Genomic DNA, 17,333 nt, shown 5'->3' on the forward strand with positions numbered 1-17,333 from the left:
TCAATCAAGATTAAGTCGGATCAAGTGGCGGTGCCTGATCAGCCCGGCCATAGAGATTGGCTTCACCAGCCGGACGATTTTTAAAGCGCTTGTGCACCCAGTAATACTGTTCTGGCATTTCCAGCACGCGTTTTTCAATAAAGGCATTCATGCGGCGTGTGTCGGCGGTGAGATCATCGGTGGGATAGTCTTCCCATGCCGGATAAACCTTGACGGCATAACCGGCGTAATTGGGCAGGACTCTGCCAATCACCGGAAACACTTTGGCGTTGGCCATTTTGGCAAGGCGAGCCACGGTTGTTACGGTAGCCGCGGGTACGCCAAAGAAGGGGACGAAGACCGCATCACGCGTACCCAGGTCCAGATCGGGCAACAGGAACAAGGGCATGCCCTGACGCATGGCCTTGATGACCGGACGTATGGAGTCGTTGCGTGAAACCAGCAAGGGCGCATTGAAGCGAGCTCGGGCCCGTTTGAGTTGCGCATCGAATACTTGATTCTTTTGCTCGCTGTAAATGGAGACGGCTTTTTTGTGGCGACTCAATACCTGTCCGGCGACATCGAGTGCCAAAAAGTGTGGGCAGAGCCAGATCTGTGGCTGATCACTCGCCGCTTCGAGCTGTTCCAACCCTTCCACCTGAATCAGTTTGAATAGTCTTGCTTCAGAAGCAAACCAGAGCAGACCACGTTCCAGAAAGCTGCGTCCAAACTGTTTGAAATGGTCTTTGGCTAGGGTTTGACGTTGTTCGAGTGGCCAATCTGGAAAGCACAATTCCAGATTGCGCAGTACCACACGACGACGATGGCCAATCACGTAATACAGCAGGCAACCCAAGGTGGAACCAAGGCGGCCCAGAACCGGTAAGGGCAGCCAGTGCAACAGCCAGAGCAGACCAATGAACAGATAGGTGAACAGCGCGGTAAACATGGTACTCATCAAACTTTAGCGCTTTGGCGTTTTTTTGCCGAACGCAGTTTGAGATAGCGCACATACCAGAGCAGGCTTTTGAGCGGTTTGCCCTGGCGCAGCAAAAAACGGGAGTGCATGCGCATCTCTTTGGTGTTGCGCGGCTGCAGATCAAGGGGCATGTCTGACCACGGCGAGATTTGCAGATATTCATTGAACAGCTTGACGGCGGCATGGTCACTCCAGCCCGCCCAGGGTTTGACGGAGCCGGCAAAGTGGATCAGTGCAGCATCACCCACCTGACGCATGCTGGTACGATTGATATTGAGATCATGAATCAGATCGTACAGATAATTCCATTTGATATCCAGAAATGCAGCACGACCATCAAACACGATATTGAGTGCATCCTGATCGTTGAAACGCATTTTGTCGCCATGTTGCAGCAAGGCCTGCAAGGTTTGCCCGGTACAGTCTGCGGCTTCCCAACGATCCACATCAATCAGCAACACGCCACCATTGAAGTAACGGCCATCTTTTAATTCCAAAGCCTTGACGCGGCGGCGGGTGGTGACCGGGGCGTCAGGCACACCGGCAATGATATGACCATCAAGATCAAAGCTGATCAGATCATCCATGCGTCCTACGCAGAGAATATCAGCATCCATATACAACACTTTTTTGGCAATGCCTTTGAGCACTGAGGGAATGACCAGTCGCGTGAAGATGGACAAGGAATAGTGCGAGTGCTGAATGAAGTGATTGAACTTGGAAAAGTCGGATTCCTTCAGGATATGTAGGGCTGTATGGACATTGAAGCGTTGCGCCATCTCTTGCAGACGGGCTTGATGCTCCGGTGCGGCATCAAAGGTGAGCACATGAAAAGTGAAGTGCTGCTCGGGATTGTTGGCGACGATGGAGGCCATGGTTGCCCCCATCGCCCGAAAGTAATTGTTATCGACGCAAAATGCGATATGAAAGGTATCGCTGACCGAAGCATGGGTGTTGGCTTGGTTCATGGCAATGATTTCATCACAGTGGCAACCGGTATGGCATCTACCCAGTCATTGCGATTTAAAGCGGTAATCACCTGGCTATTGGCTTTGTCGATCGGTGCCCACTCAGGATTTTTCATGCGCATCAAGGCAATCACAGGGACATGCACGGCATTGGCCAGATGCATTACCGCGGTTTCAACCGAGATGATCAGATGACACTGACTCAACACGGCGGGCAACTGAAAGAAATTATCGACCGCGCTAAAAGGCACAGCATGTTGCAGCTTGAAGTCTTGCAGCATTTTTTGTACAGCAGCTAAATCTTGCGGCATGGCATTGATGATGAATTGCGCATCGCGCCACCGTGCTTCTTTTTGCATGGCACTGATCAACTCACCGACTCGCTCCAGTGGCCAGCAACGTTTTTTGGTCTTGGCAAAGGCGTTGATGAATACCACTTTGCTGCGTGCCGGATCAAAGCACCATTGCTTGAATTGCTCATGGGCGTAATTGATCCATTCGGCTGGAATGTTGACATAGGGCAGGCGCGCCTCAAAAGGTACGTTCAAGCCAAACAGCCGTTTAAACCATTCGGCATATACATCGCTGATATGATGATCCGGCGGCAGTTCGGGATAGCTGGTTGGCAATGTGGCATCCAGTTTTCGGTAAGCCAGATGATGCATGAACTGCAGCAAGCCTGGTTTCTTCTTCATGCCTACCACAAAGCCTTTGGGGCTGATCTCACGAGCCAGATTGGCATACTGATTGGGACGTAAAGTAGCCAGTGAAACCACGATGCCATATTGTTCGTCCTGCGCGTCTTCAATGGACTCGCGATACAGCGTCGGGCTGTAGGTGCGGGTGTAGACCTTGCGGAAATACGGACAAGCCGCGGCCCAATCATACAGCGAATATTTTTGCAGGCCGGGCCATTTGGATTGGTCGCCGGTGCGTCGAACTTCATCAATCCACAGATGAACGCGCAAGTGTGGAAAAGCTTTGGCAAAGCTGGCAAAAAAGTTTTGCAGATAAGTAAAGTCACCCAAGGCGAGGTGGGTGATGAACAAAATACTTTGTGGCTTGGCGAGCAAGTCCTGAGGTATGAGAGCTTGGGTCATTGATCTTGTTGTGAGCTACCAAATTGGGTTTGACAGCGGTTGTTGTGTTGCGTCAGCGGCTGCATGGCAAGCTGTTGTTGTTCGCGCAGCTTACTCCAGAAAATTGCCAGCATGAATAGTAAAAACATGACGCCGATATTATGAGTCAAAAATGCCTGGGTCAGGTCAAAGCCGATATAGCAGATCATCAACATTGCCCCGGCCAGTGCGTAAGGACGTACTGAAGGGCTGTTTGCATGGAGTTGTCGCGCAAAAAAATACAGAGGGTAAAAATACAGAAGCAATAGCATGGCTAAGCCCGGTATCCCTCTTTTGACCAGGCTATCCAGATATTCGTTGTGCAAATGAGTATGTTCCAGGGTGAAGGGACTAATCTTGCCTTGATCAATCAAGCGCTGTTTTTGCGCCATCATCCCAGCTCGGCCCCAGCCAAGCCAGATGTGTTGGGGTAGCATTTCTATTCCGGCACGCAATAACTCAATCCGTGCGCCAATCGAGGTATGGGTGTTGTGTTGATCCAGGTAATCTTCGGTTTCAGTGACGGCTTCGAAAGAACGATCCAGCACGGCCGAAAAGGGTGTCATGCTGAGAACACCCAGTGCTAATATGACCGCTACAGCTGTCGCTAACAAGTGAGCGTTGTTGAATGTTTTCTGGCTGACAAGATAAAACAGCAATAAGCAGATTGGCAGACTGATACCGCTGCCACGACTGCCTGTAAATAACCATCCGAGTAGCCCCATCAGCGTGCCGAGCAACAGCAGCCACAGCCATGCACGACCTTTTTGCCGTTTGATCGCCCAAGTCATGGCAGTCAGACTAAGGATGGCCAGTAAAAAACTGATATTGCCAAACTGGATGGCATTGGTCGTACCGTGGGCACGATCCAGATGCTGATAAATTTTTTGCCAGCCTGCAAAAGTGCCAGCGCCGATGGCACCGATGGCGATGCCAGACCAAAGATAGTTGGCTTGGGGTGGATAGGCCATCAACAAGGCAAAGGCGGGTAAGACCAACACAAATCTCAGTAGCTCATCATATTCGCGCATCTCGGCATGATGATAAGCATTGATGGCACAGTTGACGACAAAGTACAGTACCAGAACGGTGATAAGCCAATACTCTTCTTGTTTGAGTTTGACTGCAGGTCGCAGCCATAGGCAGGCAATGGACCCCACTACCAAAAGCAATGCGCCAAGTGAATAGCCGCTGGGCACAATTAAGGCGATGGCAGAAAAGAGAAAACTGGCGACCGAGGTCCACTTGCCCATATGACGCGCTTTCATGGGATCAATAGGCCGATGCATTGCTGAGGCAGGAACAGGTTTTCATGGCTGACGGATTGTAAACCAGGCATTTTGCTTAGTTGAATCAAACAGGGTCTGACGATCCTGGTGGCACCTTGAAGCGGTTATAGCTCCACAGGTATTGACCGGGACAGCGTCTGATCAAGTTTTCCATGGCTTGGTTGATGGTAGCCGGATTGACTTCATTGGCGGTAAATGGCACCACCTGTAAACGATAACCCTGGCCATGCGCGAGTCTTTCGGCGTAAATGGGCACGATGGCGCCATTGCCAGCCAGTTCATACAGCTTGCTAGGTAAGGTGATGGTATAGGCTGGTTTGCCAAAAAAGGGTGCCCAGACGCCTTCGCCGGAAGAAGGTGCCTGATCACAGACAATGCCAACGGCTTCGCCACGCTTGAGGGCTTTGGCCAGCGTGCGTACCCCCTTCAGATCAGCCGTGGCCATGGTCATATTGGGTCTGGCGCGCGATGCTGCCACAATTGGTTTGAGCCAATCTTTGCGCGGTGGGCGATACATCGCGGTAATGGGCATTTTGGTGGCAATGTATTGCGCTGTCATTTCAAAGCAGCCCAGATGCGGCGTCAAAAAAATCAGCCCCTTGCCTTGCGCCTGCAAAGCCTCAACATGTTCCCAGCCATGCACTTCGACACACAGTTCATGGACTCGCTCAGGATTGGTGCGCAGCCAGATATGCGGTGTTTCACCGACCATACGGCCTTGTTGAGCAATGGCTTCATGCAGAATATTGGGATCAGACAATCCGGCAATCGCCAGATTGTCTTTCATGCGTTGTCGATAGGTCGGGGAAAGCAGGTAAGTCAACCAACCCAGCAGGGCTCCGCAGCTTTGCAATAGTGACAAGGGCAGGCTTGCCAATAATTTGAATAGTAAAGTCATGGCGCGATTTTAAGCGAGTCTGCGACGCTAACGTCATGTGTTTGTCATGCGTGAGTGGCATGATGCGCCCGCGCCAAGAATGAAATTGGCGTAATATAATCGCATCATCGCTGAGTTAAGTGACAACTTGCGGAGCGCGTGACGGCTAAAAGCCAGTCCAAATCCAGCTAAAGCGTCGCCACTTTGTAAGCAGTATCTGCAAACGGAGTTTGGCAACGTGGGACATGCTAACTTCTTATTTTGCAAAGGGTTTCAAAGTGGCTAACGATTATTTTTTTACATCTGAATCCGTTTCTGAAGGCCATCCTGACAAGGTCGCCGATCAGATTTCCGATGCGATTCTGGATGCCATTCTTGCTCAAGACCCAACCTCTCGGGTAGCAGCCGAAACGCTATGCAATACCGGTCTGGTGGTGTTGGCCGGTGAAATTACCACGCGTGCCAATGTTGACTACATTGATGTGGCGCGTGAGACGATCAAGCGGATCGGCTATGACAATACCGAGTACGGCATTGATTTCAAGGGTTGCGCGGTGCTGGTCGCTTATGATAAGCAAAGTCCTGATATTGCCCAGGGCGTCGATGAGGGCAAAGGACTGGATCTCGACCAAGGCGCGGGTGATCAGGGCCTCATGTTTGGTTATGCCTGCAATGAAACTCCTGTGCTGATGCCGGCTGCCATTTACTATGCACATCGACTGGTGGAGCGTCAGGCCGAACTGCGCCGTGATGGTCGCCTGCCCTGGCTGCGCCCCGATGCCAAATCGCAAGTCACCTTGCGCTATGAAGATGGCAAGCCGGTTGCTGTCGACACGGTGGTGTTGTCAACCCAGCATGCGCCTGATGTGGAGTACCACACCATCAAGGATGCGGTGATTGAAGAAATCATCAAGCCGGTCATGCCGCGCGAATTGATGCGCGGTGATATCAAGTATTTCATCAACCCGACTGGCAAGTTTGTGATTGGCGGCCCGCAAGGTGATTGTGGCCTGACTGGTCGCAAGATCATTGTGGACACTTATGGTGGCGCGGCACCGCATGGTGGTGGCGCTTTTTCCGGTAAAGACCCAACCAAGGTGGATCGCTCGGCTGCTTATGCTGGCCGCTATGTCGCCAAAAATATTGTGGCCGCAGGGCTGGCTGATAAATGCCAGATTCAGGTCAGTTACGCGATTGGTGTGGCCAAGCCAACTTCGGTCATGGTGACTACTTTTGGCACTGGTAAGGTCAGTGATGAAAAACTGGCTGAACTGGTACTGGCGCATTTTGATCTGCGTCCTAAAGGGATTGTGCAGATGCTCGACTTATTGCGTCCCATCTATACCAAGACCGCAGCGTATGGTCACTTTGGTCGTGAGGAGCCCGAATTTACCTGGGAAGCCACCGACAAGGCCGCGACATTGCGTGCGGCCGCCGGTTTCTAGGCTTTTTCTTGTCTTCCATCAAGGGCGCAGCTTGCGCCCTTTTTTATTGCTTTGTATAGTGGCTGGCTGAAAAAGGTATAGTCCTGTTTTTGATCTCGTCTTGACCCCAATGAGGGTGTTCGGACTATCAGTGGAAATATTTATGAAGTGGTTCATCCTCGGTTTTTTCTTGTTGTCGATCCTGATCGTGCATTTTCGCGGTAAGGTGCGCATGCCATTGCTTCGGCAGATGGTTGATCATTCCGGATTCATGGCGCCGCTTAATCTGTTCATGTATGGGTTTTCACGCGTTCCCAACCAACCCTATTTGCCAATGAGCGAGTTTCCTGAATTGGAAAAGCTGACTTCACAATGGCAGGTGATTCGTGAAGAAGCTTTGGCACTGATTCAACTCAAGGCGATTCGTGCGGCTGATGCCAATAACGATGCAGGCTTCAACTCTTTTTTTAAAGAAGGCTGGAAGCGCTTTTATCTCAAATGGTATGGCGACAGTCATCCTTCAGCGATTACCTTGTGCCCCAGGACGGTTGAAATTCTCAAGACGATTCCAAGTGTCAAGGCGGCCATGTTTGCTGAGCTGCCACCGGGCAGTCATCTCAATGCCCACCGTGATCCTTATGCCGGGTCATTGCGTTACCACCTGGGTTTGGCTACGCCCAATGATGATCGCTGTTTTATCAATGTCGATGGCGAGCCCTATAGCTGGCGTGATGGTCAGGCAGTGATGTTTGATGAAACCTTTATCCATTTTGCCGAAAACGGTACGCAGACCGATCGGGTCATTTTGTTTTGCGATATTGAACGGCCAATGAAATATCGTTGGGCACAGGCTATTAATCATTGGCTTGGGCGTAATCTGATTGCGGCGGCCAGTTCGCCCAATGAAACCGGCGATAAAACGGGGTTTATCAATAAGCTGTTTGTCGTGGCGTTTGTGATGGGGCAGTACCGCCGTCGCTTCAAGGCATGGAATAAAACGGCCTATCAAATGACGCGAGTTTTACTGATAGCTGGTGTAATCGCCTTGATTGTGTTCTGGTAAACCGTCATACATTGTTTTACTGTAGTCAAAACTCCTATGGCATAAATAGCTATTTTCAAATGGGTTTACATTGAACGGCTGGCCGGTTTCACCGTTATAATCAATCCGTTTTCCGAGGAGCGCTGCGACAGAATCCCTGCCAGGCTCGGAAAGTTCTTCCGGCACTATCTTGAATAGCTGCCGTCCCAGTTTTAACTGCGCTCACGAACTCTTGTTAATTGAAAGGAGGGCGTGATGAGCGCCGTTTTGAAATCTGCCGAATCCAAGGATTTTCATGTTGCCGACCTGTCACTTGCTGCCTGGGGTCGCAAAGAGATTCGTATTGCCGAAACTGAAATGCCTGGCCTGACAGCCATCCGTGACGAATTTGCTGCCAGCCAGCCGCTCAAGGGCGCACGTATTACGGGTTCCCTGCACATGACGATTCAAACTGCCGTGTTGATTGAAACTCTGCAGGCCTTGGGTGCGCAAGTGCGTTGGGCTTCCTGCAATATTTTTTCAACACAAGATCATGCTGCTGCGGCCATTGCCGAAACCGGTACTGCTGTGTTTGCCTACAAAGGTGAAACGCTGGATGAATACTGGGATTACACCCATCGTATTTTTGAGTGGCCGGATGGTGGTTACACCAATATGATTCTGGATGATGGTGGTGATGCCACCTTGCTGCTGCATCTGGGTACCCGTGCCGAAAAAGATATTGCCATTCTGTCCAAGCCTGGCAGTGAAGAAGAAATTTGTTTGTTCAACGCCATCAAGGCCAAGCTGGCAGTCGACCCAACCTGGTATTCCAAGCGCTTGCCTGAAATCAAGGGCGTGACCGAAGAAACCACCACGGGTGTATTGCGTCTGTATCAGATGTCAGCACGAGGTGATCTGGCTTTCCCGGCCATCAATGTCAATGACTCTGTCACCAAGTCCAAGTTTGACAACCTGTATGGTTGCCGTGAAAGTCTGGTTGACGGTATCAAGCGTGCTACCGATGTGATGATTGCGGGTAAGGTCGCTGTGGTCGCCGGGTATGGTGATGTGGGCAAGGGTTCTGCACAAGCCTTGCGTGCTTTGTCGGCGCAAGTGTGGGTCACCGAGATTGATCCGATCAACGCCCTGCAGGCAGCGATGGAAGGTTATCGCGTGGTGACCATGGATTACGCGGCTGACAAGGCGGACATTTTTGTGACCACCACCGGTAACTTCAACGTCATCACCCACGACTATATGGTCAAGATGAAAAACCAGGCCATCGTTTGCAATATCGGCCACTTTGACAACGAGATCGATGTCGCCTCGCTTGAGCAATACGAATGGGAAGAAATCAAGCCCCAGGTTGATCATGTGATTTTCCCGGATGGCAAACGCATCATCCTTCTGGCCAAGGGACGTCTGGTTAACCTGGGTTGTGCTACCGGTCATCCCAGTTATGTGATGAGCTCCTCCTTTGCCAACCAGACCATTGCACAGATTGAGTTGTGGAGTCATAACGATGCCTATGACAAAGGCAAAGTGTATGTGCTGCCGAAACATTTGGATGAAAAAGTGGCACGTTTGCAATTGTCCAAACTGGGCGCGGAACTGACGGTACTGACACCTGAGCAAGCCAGCTACATCGGTGTGCCCATTCAAGGTCCCTACAAGAAAGACAGCTACCGTTACTAAGCGTGCTGCCGATACCGATTACACTGCCTATGAGGTGACGATTAACCGACATGGGCAGTGATCCCGGTAAGCTGGCTGGTTTAACATTGCTGACTGGATGGTCACTCAATATTTTTATACTGCCTTGGTGTATTTAAAATGAATCAATAAATACGCACTTAATAACCTTATTATTGATAGTACTCTTTAGGAGTATGATTGTTTTTGAGGTTTTTTGTGATGTTTGGCTTACTCAACAGGAGAGTGAAATGCGCCTGATTCTTGTTTGGTTGTTAAATGCCTTGGCCTTGTTGGCGGTGGCTCATTTTTTACCGGGTGTACATGTTGCCAGTTTTGGTGCGGCGATGATTGCGGCTGCCGTCATTGGGCTTATCAATATGTTGCTGCGACCAATTCTGGTGATTTTGACGCTGCCGGTGACGTTGCTCACGCTGGGATTGTTCATTCTGATCATCAATGGGCTGCTGTTTTATCTGGCCGGTTCCATTTTGCAGGGCTTTCAGGTCGATACCTTTGGTACCGCAGTGATTGGCGCCATCCTCTACAGTATTGTGTCGTGGGTATTAAGCCTGTTGATTCCCCGTGCTGAATAATTTCTGCTTGAAAGCATGCTTTGATTTTGATTGAAATAATCAAATACTAAAGAATTGGCTTTCAGTAAATTGACGATTTTTATGACTACTCAACAACGCTCCAGCAATATCAGTTTTGAATTCTTCCCGCCTAAAACCGACGAAGGCAAAGCCAAGTTGCGTGATGCTCGCATTACGTTGGCGCGTTTTGCGCCACGTTTTTTTTCGGTGACATTCGGTGCCGGTGGTTCCACGCAGGATCGCACGCTGGAAACCGTGATCGAGATCCAGCAAAGTGGTATTGAGGCCGCGCCGCATCTGTCCTGTGTGGGCAGTACCCGCGACAATATTCGCGCCTTGCTCAAGCAATATCAGGCACAGGGCATTCGACGTATCGTTGCATTGCGCGGTGATCTGCCTTCGGGCATGGGAATCTCCGGTGGGGTTGGTGAGTTGCGTTACGCCAATGAGTTGGTCGAATTCATTCGTGCCGAAACCGGCGACTGGTTTCATATTGAGGTGGCCTGTTATCCCGAGTTTCATCCCCAGGCCAAAAGTGCTCAGGATGATCTGAAAAATTTTGAGCGCAAAGCCAAGGCGGGCGCCAGCTCGGCCATCACGCAGTATTTTTTCAATAGCGACGCTTACTTTCGTTTTGTGGATGAAGTGGCCGCGATGGGTGTCAATATTCCTATCGTGCCGGGCATCATGCCCATCACTAATCATAGTCAGCTGGCGCGTTTTTCCGATATGTGTGGTGCGGATATCCCACGTTGGATCAAGCAGCGCTTGATGAGCTATGGCGATGATCTGGCTTCCATTCGTGCCTTTGGTCTGGATGTGGTGACGGATTTGTGTGACCAGTTATTGTCTGCAGGTGCACCGGGCTTGCATTTTTATACGCTCAATAATGCCGGACCAAGCAGTATTATCTGGGAGCGTTTGCAACAGCAGAGTCAGTGAGTTTTCAGTTGACGTCCACGTCAACTATCAAGTCAGCTTGATGAGTGAGTGGTCAAGTAGTTGCATTGATTGTTAATCAATGCCGGTGTGAGCGAAAACTCGGAAAAGCTGGCGACAGCATGGGTCGCCAGCTTTTTGTTTAATGCTTCAATAAATCCAGATAATTCTCGTTGAAGGCTTGACCCAGCTGATCTTCTCGCAAGGGCTGTGAGAAAAAATAACCCTGTAGCAAATCACAACCTACCTTGCGCAAGAAGTGTGCTTGCGCATGGTTTTCCACGCCTTCGGCCACCACTTTGATATTGAGATTGTGCGCAATCGTGATCAGGCCGCTGGCAATGGCACCGTCACGCTCATTGCTATCACAACTGGCCACAAACGACTTGTCGATCTTGATCTGATGAATCGGCAGATTGCGTAAATACACAAAACTCGATGGCCCCATGCCAAAGTCATCCAGTGCAATCTTGACGCCCAGTCGGCCCAAGGCATGAAACATGTCTTCAGCCAGTTCCAGGTCTGGAATCGACGATGACTCAGTGATTTCCAGAATCAGCATGTCCGGTGGAATCTTGTATTGCTTGAGTGTGGCGGCAATATCAGCCACAAAGTCTTCCTTATGCAATTGATAAGGGGAAACATTGATGGCAATCGGAACCAGCTTGTTTTCCTTACCATGTTTGGCATCACGCTGGGCCGCCATATGGCGGCAGGTTTCGTGCAAGACCCAATGGCCCACTTCATGAATCACACCCGACTGCTCGGCCAGCGGAATAAAGCGACCCGGCGTAAAAAAGATACCGGTATCACTCATGCCATAGGAGTCGGTGCGCAGCAGCGCTTCCATGGCGGCAACACGACCACTGCGGGCATCAATCTGTGGCTGATAAGCGAGTTTGAGTCGATTGTTTTCAACCAGTTTGCGGAACTCCTTGTCCACATTGAGACGATCAAGCGTCACGCTGCGTGCATTCTGATTAAAGAACACAAAAGTTTTTTTGCCCAATGCCTTGGCTTGATACATCGCGGCATCAGCGTGCTTGATGAGTTGTTCGGCTTCCAGGCCATCACGTGGATAGGTCGCAATACCTACCGAGGCACTGACCTTGATGGAGCGGCCACGCACATGTACGGGTTCGGACACTAATTGAATCACGCGTTGTGCCAGCTCGGCAGCCAAACCACTGATGGCAGAATCCTGTGGTACCGACATGATGACCACAAATTCATCACCGCCCACGCGACCGACAAAGCGCCGTTCATCCGACAAGGCCTTGATACGTGAAGCGATGGTTTGCAATAACAAATCTCCGGCATCGTGGCCGAGATCATCGTTGATGGGTTTAAAGCCATCCAGGTCAAAATACAGTACAGCAATCCGTCGTTCCGATTGCTGGGCATATTCAATTTCATCGATCAGTCGTTCGATGATGGCTTTGCGGTTCAATAGTTTGGTCAAACCATCCTGTGTGGCCATGCGTTCAACGCGATGCAGGTTTTCCTGATTGGCCGTCACATCGCGCAGCAGAATCACAATTTCCTGCGCTTTGCGTGAGCTATTGGTGGCCTTGATGCGCGCTTCAAAATAGCGGCGCTCCTTGCCCCAGTCCACGTGATATTCAAAGACTTGCAAACGGCGCGTTTCACTGGCTTTGGCAATGGTCTGCAAGGCTTTCTCGGTGACCGGCACGGGTAGACCGAATTCACGAATATTGCGATTGACCAGCCGATTTTTACTTTTCAACAAGGTATGGCTTGAGCCATTGACGGACAGACAGTCACCATCGATATTGCAAAGGATCAAGGCATCGGGCAACGCTTCCAGCACGGCTTCCTGGCGCTTGTTATGAAATTTCAGTTCGGCCAATGCCTCGTGCAGGGTTTTGGTTCGTTCATTGACCTTGCCCTCCAGTGCTGCATTCATGGCTTCAAGGGCTTCTTCAGCGCGTTTGCGGGCGCTGATGTCGCGACAATTGATGACCAGCGCATTGACTTCCGGTACATCAAACAAATTGGAGCTGGTGCCCTCCATCCAGACAAAATCGCCTTGCGCATTGCGCATCTGAAACTGGGTTTCAATGCGCATGCCGGGTGTGTCCAGCAGGGCATGCACCTGTGATTGCATGCGTGGCAAATCATCAGGATGGGCAAATTGCAGCAGGGGTTGACCAATTACCTGCTCGGTCGTCCAGCCGAGAACTCTGGAGTTGGCTTCGCTGGCATAGGTCACCACGCCTTTTTGATCAGTCATCAAAATAATGTCGGCACTGTGTTGCGTAATTTTTTCAAAACGAATCCGGCTTTGCTGAATTTTTTTCTGACTGAGTTTGTGGCGCGAAATATCAGAGCTGATACCGACAATCCGTAGCACATTCTGATTGGCGTCACGCATCACAAAGGCACGATCACGGATATGGCGTTCCACGCCATTATTGAGAATGATCCGATATTCTTCGTCGTACAAACCAAGGCGAATTTTCTGCGTGACCGCATCGATCACTCGTTGCCGGTCGACTGGGTGAATCACATCAAAACGGCAATGGGGCTCGGCCAGGAACTGAGTGCGTGGTAAACCCCACATGGCTTCAAACGAGGGACTGACGTACATGGCATGAGTCAAGTCCGGTGACAATACCCAAAAAACCTCGGGAATGTCACTGATAAAGTCGCCTAATCGTCTTTGGGTAAAGCCGGGCTCGTGATTCGCTTGGGCAGAATCATCATTATCAACAGTGTGTGGAAATGGGCTATTAAACACTTGGGCGCGATCTCAATCTTGAATTTTTGTAAGATTGACAGCGCACCAGCATTATTGCGCGGTAGAAAACCACAAAAAAATGTGGATTCGCGCCTGTGGAGTGGGTCAGCGAGACTAATTTGCCAAAAAAGCAAAAAGTTGCAACTCCCTCAGCGTATGAGCCACGGTATTGGCCGACGCGAGACCTTCGACATCACTGTTATAGATCGCGGCGCAAATGCTCAATCCAGCGTGTCAGCGTGCCTAAGGTCTCAAAATGCGTAGCGGCAATCTCATCATCGGGGATGGTCATGTCAAAATGCTCCTCAATGCCGGTCAGAACGGCCACAATGGACATCGAGTCCAATTCTGGCATGGCACCTAGCAAGGGGGATGCTGCATTCAGGGCCGGATGGTGCTCTCCCAGCGACAATGTCTCGGTGAGAATGTTTTTTATAATTGTTTCAGTATTCAATTCAATGCCTTGTCATCAATGTGCCCAAATTGCCACCATACTTTTATGAAGAAGTGATGACGACAAATTACAGGGCTTCACATTCTATCGGTTAATCTAGCAGCTGTTACCAACCCTGTCGCTTCTATTTGACTACTTTTTGACTGATGCACCACTCCCTACATCACCTGATTGCATATCAAGCCAAATTCAATCCTCAGGCGCCTGCCATTCTGGATGGGGCTGGCAAGGTTTTGGCTAATTACACAACTTTATGGCAGCAGGTAAAACTGTGTGGTGCTATTTTTAGAAAAATTGGCATTAAAAGAGGCGATCGTGTAGCTATTTATCTTGAAAAGCGTATTGAGATGGTTGTGGCCGCTTTCGCCTGCAGCACTTTGGGGGCAGTATTTGTTCCGGTGAATCCTTTATTGAAGCCGATACAAGTCGCGCATATTGTGGGTGATTGTGCTGCTCGTTTGCTGGTTTCCAGTCAGATACGCTGGCAATTGTTGGATAGTACATTTCAATCATTTGACGGTTTACGTGTACAGTTGGTGGATCAGTTTTCATATTGTGAAAATGATGCGGCTGGCCGTGAAACTTATGGTTGGCACATGGCGCAGGAGTTATCACCCAATGCCGATGCAGTTAATCATACCGAACAGGACCTGGCTGCCATTTTTTATACGTCAGGCAGCACTGGCAAACCCAAAGGTGTGATGTTGTCACATCGTAATCTGATTGCCGGAGCGCAAAGCGTTGCCAGCTATTTGGAAAATCGTGCTGCGGATCGATTGTTGGCGGCGTTGCCTTTATCGTTTGATGCCGGATTTAGCCAACTGACCACGGCCTTTTATAGTGGTGCCTCAGTCGCACTGATCAATTATTTATTTCCTCAAGATTTGTTAAAAAGTCTGGTGCAGGCCGAAATTACAGGTTTAACCGCAGTGCCGCCCTTGTGGGTGCAGTTGGCCGGTTTAACCTGGCCGGAAAGCGTGACCGAGCATTTGCGTTATATCGCCAATACCGGCGGCAAGATGCCTCGTGCCATTCTGGCCAAATTGCAATTGGCATTACCGAAAACCAAGGTATTTCTGATGTATGGTTTGACCGAAGCATTTCGGGCCAGTTATCTGGATCCCGAGCAGGTTGAAAAGCGTCCAGATTCGATTGGCAAGGCGATACCGAATGCAGAATTATTGGTTTTACGTCCAGATGGTTCAGCTTGCGCTGCCAATGAAGTGGGTGAGTTGGTGCAATTGGGGCCACATGTGGCAATGGGTTATTGGAATGCACCGGCCTTGACCGCCGAGCGTTTTAAGTCCTTGCCTGGTGATGCCGATTGGCAGCAGGCTGGCCGTGCTGTGCCGCGTATTGCGGTATTTTCAGGTGATCGGGCACGTTTTGATGAAGAGGGCTATCTCTATTTTGAAGGCCGTGCTGATGACATGATCAAGACTTCTGGCTATCGCGTCAGTCCAACCGAGCTGGAAGAAGTGGCCTATCAGGTTGAGGGCGTCAAAGAGGTGGCCGCGATCGGTTTGCCCAATGAGCACTTGGGTCAGGTCATTGCTTTGGTGGTGCATGCAGTTCCTAAAGATGAAGCGGTGTTGTTGAGTGGCTTGCGTCAGCATTTCAAAGCATCGCTCGCCCAATTCATGCAGCCGACGCGGATTGATCTGCGACCAACGCCATTACCACGTAATCCCAATGGCAAAATTGATCGATCATTATTATTGCAACAACTGACAGTGGCCTTGGCTGACTCTGGTGAAGATAAGCCATCTCTGTGAAGCACATCGACATATATTTAAAAATCAAATAAAAACCAAAACAAATCGTACTGTGAATTCTATGCCTAGCTCCAACACAACCATCAGCAAGACGATTCCTGTACATGCCCGCTTTGATCAGTTTGCCATTGAGAATCAATGTCTGATGGTGGCTGATAGGCCATTGACACAGATTGTCGAGTTGGCAGGTCAAACACCTTTTTATGTTTATGATCGTCAGGTGCTCAATCAACGTGTGGCCAGCTTGCGGCAGGTTTTACCGGCTAGTGTTGGTCTGCATTACGCAATCAAGGCCAACCCTTTTGCACCTTTGGTGCAGCATATGGTGCCCTTGGTGGATGGGATTGATATTGCTTCAGGTGGTGAATTAACTGTTGCGCTCAATGCCGGTGCCAAACCTGGGCAAATCAGTTTTGCTGGCCCGGGCAAGAGCGAGGCTGAGCTGCATCGTGCCGTGGCTGCAGAGGTGTTGATCAATGTTGAGTCGCGCCGTGAATTGGCTATATTGGCGCGAGCTTCACAGGCATTGGGTTTGCCAGCGCGGGTAGCATTGCGTGTTAATCCTGATTTCGAGCTGAAGAGCACCGGCATGCGCATGGGTGGTGGTGCCAAACCATTTGGTATGGATGCCGAGGCCATCGTATCAACACTGCATGAAGTGGTGCAGTTGGGTTTGCAGTTTGAGGGCTTTCATCTGTATGCCGGCTCACAAAATCTCAATGCCAATTCAATCTGTGAAGCTCAGCAAAAATCCTATGAATTAGCCATGCGGTTAATGGCTGAGGGGCCAGCAGTCTTGGCAACGCAATTACGCCATCTTAATATTGGCGGTGGTTTTGGCGTGCCTTATTTTCCTGGCGATAAGCCACTTGACTTGGCACCCATTGGGGACAATCTTCAGCAATTGGCCGATCGGCTCGCTAGCAGCCATCCACTCGCCAAACTGGAGATTGAGCTTGGTCGTTACCTGGTTGCCGAAGCAGGTTTATATGTTTGCAAGGTGCTGGATAAAAAGGTATCTCGCGGTGAGGTGTTTTTGGTGACCAATGGCGGTTTGCATCATCATCTGTCTGCTTCGGGTAATTTTGGCCAGGTGATCCGCAAGAACTATCCGGTGGTGATTGCTAACCGTATACAGCAGAGCTTGGATGTGGATACAAGCGAAGTCGTCACCATTGTTGGCCCACTATGCACGCCTTTGGATTTACTGGCCGATCGCATGCGCCTGCCTAAAGCCGAAGTAGGTGATCTGGTCGCCATCTATTTATCGGGTGCCTATGGCGCGACGGCCAGTCCGCAGGCTTTTCTTGGCCACCCACAGGTCATTGAGTTGCTGCTCTGAGCCGTCGTTTTAACCATTGTAGAACCGAAAAAAAGCAGGCAGTTGCCTGCTTTTTTGTTTGTCTGACGGTTGTCGCAGGATGAGTGCTGACGTCGTGACTTATCTCACGGCAACAA

At 50.3% G+C, this 17,333-nt stretch carries 14 protein-coding genes and 1 riboswitch; of the genes, 7 read left to right on the top strand and 7 right to left on the bottom strand.

Features of this window, described 5'->3' with window-relative positions:
* Positions 1-10: 10 nt before the first annotated feature.
* The 5 genes from ACMYR3_RS02130 to ACMYR3_RS02150 form a co-directional block, all read right to left on the bottom strand.
* Entirely contained in the window at positions 11-928 is a 918-nt protein-coding gene (locus tag ACMYR3_RS02130) for a lipid A biosynthesis lauroyl acyltransferase (RefSeq protein WP_424194072.1), read from the bottom strand.
* A gap of 8 nt (positions 929-936) precedes the next feature.
* A complete protein-coding gene (locus ACMYR3_RS02135; RefSeq protein ID WP_424194073.1) occupies positions 937-1,926 on the bottom strand; it encodes a glycosyltransferase family 8 protein in 990 nt (329 codons plus the stop codon).
* A complete protein-coding gene (locus ACMYR3_RS02140) occupies positions 1,923-3,026 on the bottom strand; it encodes a glycosyltransferase family 9 protein (protein WP_424194075.1) in 1,104 nt (367 codons plus the stop codon). The genes ACMYR3_RS02135 and ACMYR3_RS02140 overlap by 4 nt, the downstream gene beginning before the upstream one ends.
* Positions 3,023-4,333: an O-antigen ligase family protein gene (locus ACMYR3_RS02145; protein WP_424194077.1), complete on the bottom strand. Its 1,311-nt coding sequence runs from the start codon at positions 4,331-4,333 to the stop codon at positions 3,023-3,025. The genes ACMYR3_RS02140 and ACMYR3_RS02145 overlap by 4 nt, the downstream gene beginning before the upstream one ends.
* 64 nt (positions 4,334-4,397) lie before the next feature.
* Positions 4,398-5,231: a lysophospholipid acyltransferase family protein gene (locus tag ACMYR3_RS02150; protein ID WP_424194079.1), complete on the bottom strand. Its 834-nt coding sequence runs from the start codon at positions 5,229-5,231 to the stop codon at positions 4,398-4,400.
* A gap of 257 nt (positions 5,232-5,488) precedes the next feature.
* Between ACMYR3_RS02150 and metK the strand changes: the two genes are divergently transcribed.
* The 5 genes from metK to metF all read left to right on the top strand — a co-directional run bounded on the left by metK (position 5,489) and on the right by metF (position 10,888).
* Positions 5,489-6,655 (top strand): methionine adenosyltransferase, encoded by a 1,167-nt coding sequence (metK, locus tag ACMYR3_RS02155; protein WP_424194080.1) that lies wholly within the window; start codon positions 5,489-5,491, stop codon positions 6,653-6,655.
* Between the two features lie 142 nt (positions 6,656-6,797).
* Complete coding sequence (lpxO, locus tag ACMYR3_RS02160; protein ID WP_424194082.1) at positions 6,798-7,697, top strand: lipid A hydroxylase LpxO; 900 nt, start codon at positions 6,798-6,800, stop codon at positions 7,695-7,697.
* A gap of 108 nt (positions 7,698-7,805) precedes the next feature.
* Positions 7,806-7,907, top strand: a riboswitch (S-adenosyl-L-homocysteine riboswitch).
* A 24-nt stretch (positions 7,908-7,931) separates the two neighbouring features.
* Positions 7,932-9,353 (top strand): adenosylhomocysteinase, encoded by a 1,422-nt coding sequence (gene ahcY / locus ACMYR3_RS02165; protein ID WP_424194084.1) that lies wholly within the window; start codon positions 7,932-7,934, stop codon positions 9,351-9,353.
* A gap of 248 nt (positions 9,354-9,601) precedes the next feature.
* Entirely contained in the window at positions 9,602-9,946 is a 345-nt protein-coding gene (locus ACMYR3_RS02170; protein WP_424194086.1) for a phage holin family protein, read from the top strand.
* An 81-nt stretch (positions 9,947-10,027) separates the two neighbouring features.
* Positions 10,028-10,888, top strand: a complete 861-nt coding sequence (gene metF, locus ACMYR3_RS02175) for a methylenetetrahydrofolate reductase [NAD(P)H] (protein WP_424194088.1) — start codon at positions 10,028-10,030, stop codon at positions 10,886-10,888.
* A gap of 139 nt (positions 10,889-11,027) precedes the next feature.
* On the opposite strand, the gene ACMYR3_RS02180 is transcribed toward metF, so the two are convergent.
* Together ACMYR3_RS02180 and ACMYR3_RS02185 are read right to left on the bottom strand one after the other, a co-directional pair.
* Positions 11,028-13,646, bottom strand: coding sequence for a sensor domain-containing protein (locus ACMYR3_RS02180; RefSeq protein ID WP_424194090.1), 2,619 nt, complete (start codon positions 13,644-13,646; stop codon positions 11,028-11,030).
* Positions 13,647-13,845: 199 nt separating this feature from the next.
* Complete coding sequence (locus ACMYR3_RS02185) at positions 13,846-14,100, bottom strand: acyl carrier protein (RefSeq protein ID WP_424194092.1); 255 nt, start codon at positions 14,098-14,100, stop codon at positions 13,846-13,848.
* Between the two features lie 146 nt (positions 14,101-14,246).
* Here ACMYR3_RS02185 and ACMYR3_RS02190 point away from each other — a divergent pair, with 146 nt between their 5' ends.
* Together ACMYR3_RS02190 and ACMYR3_RS02195 are read left to right on the top strand one after the other, a co-directional pair.
* The gene (locus ACMYR3_RS02190; RefSeq protein ID WP_424194094.1) at positions 14,247-15,875 is read left to right on the top strand and encodes an acyl-CoA ligase (AMP-forming), exosortase A system-associated; all 1,629 of its coding nucleotides are present in this window, start codon (positions 14,247-14,249) and stop codon (positions 15,873-15,875) included.
* A gap of 61 nt (positions 15,876-15,936) precedes the next feature.
* On the top strand, positions 15,937-17,217 hold the full coding sequence (locus tag ACMYR3_RS02195) for a pyridoxal-dependent decarboxylase, exosortase A system-associated (RefSeq protein WP_424194096.1): 1,281 nt from the start codon (positions 15,937-15,939) through the stop codon (positions 17,215-17,217).
* The last annotated feature ends 116 nt before the right edge of the window (positions 17,218-17,333 follow it).

Source organism: Ampullimonas aquatilis (genome assembly GCF_049675895.1).
Lineage (GTDB): Bacteria > Pseudomonadota > Gammaproteobacteria > Burkholderiales > Burkholderiaceae_D > Ampullimonas > Ampullimonas aquatilis.

Bases quoted from the DNA above. Each gene is read 5' to 3' on its own strand.
- ACMYR3_RS02145 (WP_424194077.1), bottom strand. From the start codon at position 4,333: ATGCATCGGCCTATTGATCCCATGAAAGCGCGTCATATGGGCAAGTGG.
- ACMYR3_RS02130 (WP_424194072.1), bottom strand. From the start codon at position 928: ATGTTTACCGCGCTGTTCACCTATCTGTTCATTGGTCTGCTCTGGCTG.
- ACMYR3_RS02135 (WP_424194073.1), bottom strand. From the start codon at position 1,926: ATGAACCAAGCCAACACCCATGCTTCGGTCAGCGATACCTTTCATATC.
- metF (WP_424194088.1), top strand. From the start codon at position 10,028: ATGACTACTCAACAACGCTCCAGCAATATCAGTTTTGAATTCTTCCCG.
- ACMYR3_RS02170 (WP_424194086.1), top strand. From the start codon at position 9,602: ATGCGCCTGATTCTTGTTTGGTTGTTAAATGCCTTGGCCTTGTTGGCG.
- ahcY (WP_424194084.1), top strand. From the start codon at position 7,932: ATGAGCGCCGTTTTGAAATCTGCCGAATCCAAGGATTTTCATGTTGCC.
- ACMYR3_RS02140 (WP_424194075.1), bottom strand. From the start codon at position 3,026: ATGACCCAAGCTCTCATACCTCAGGACTTGCTCGCCAAGCCACAAAGT.
- ACMYR3_RS02150 (WP_424194079.1), bottom strand. From the start codon at position 5,231: ATGACTTTACTATTCAAATTATTGGCAAGCCTGCCCTTGTCACTATTG.
- ACMYR3_RS02195 (WP_424194096.1), top strand. From the start codon at position 15,937: ATGCCTAGCTCCAACACAACCATCAGCAAGACGATTCCTGTACATGCC.
- ACMYR3_RS02190 (WP_424194094.1), top strand. From the start codon at position 14,247: ATGCACCACTCCCTACATCACCTGATTGCATATCAAGCCAAATTCAAT.
- lpxO (WP_424194082.1), top strand. From the start codon at position 6,798: ATGAAGTGGTTCATCCTCGGTTTTTTCTTGTTGTCGATCCTGATCGTG.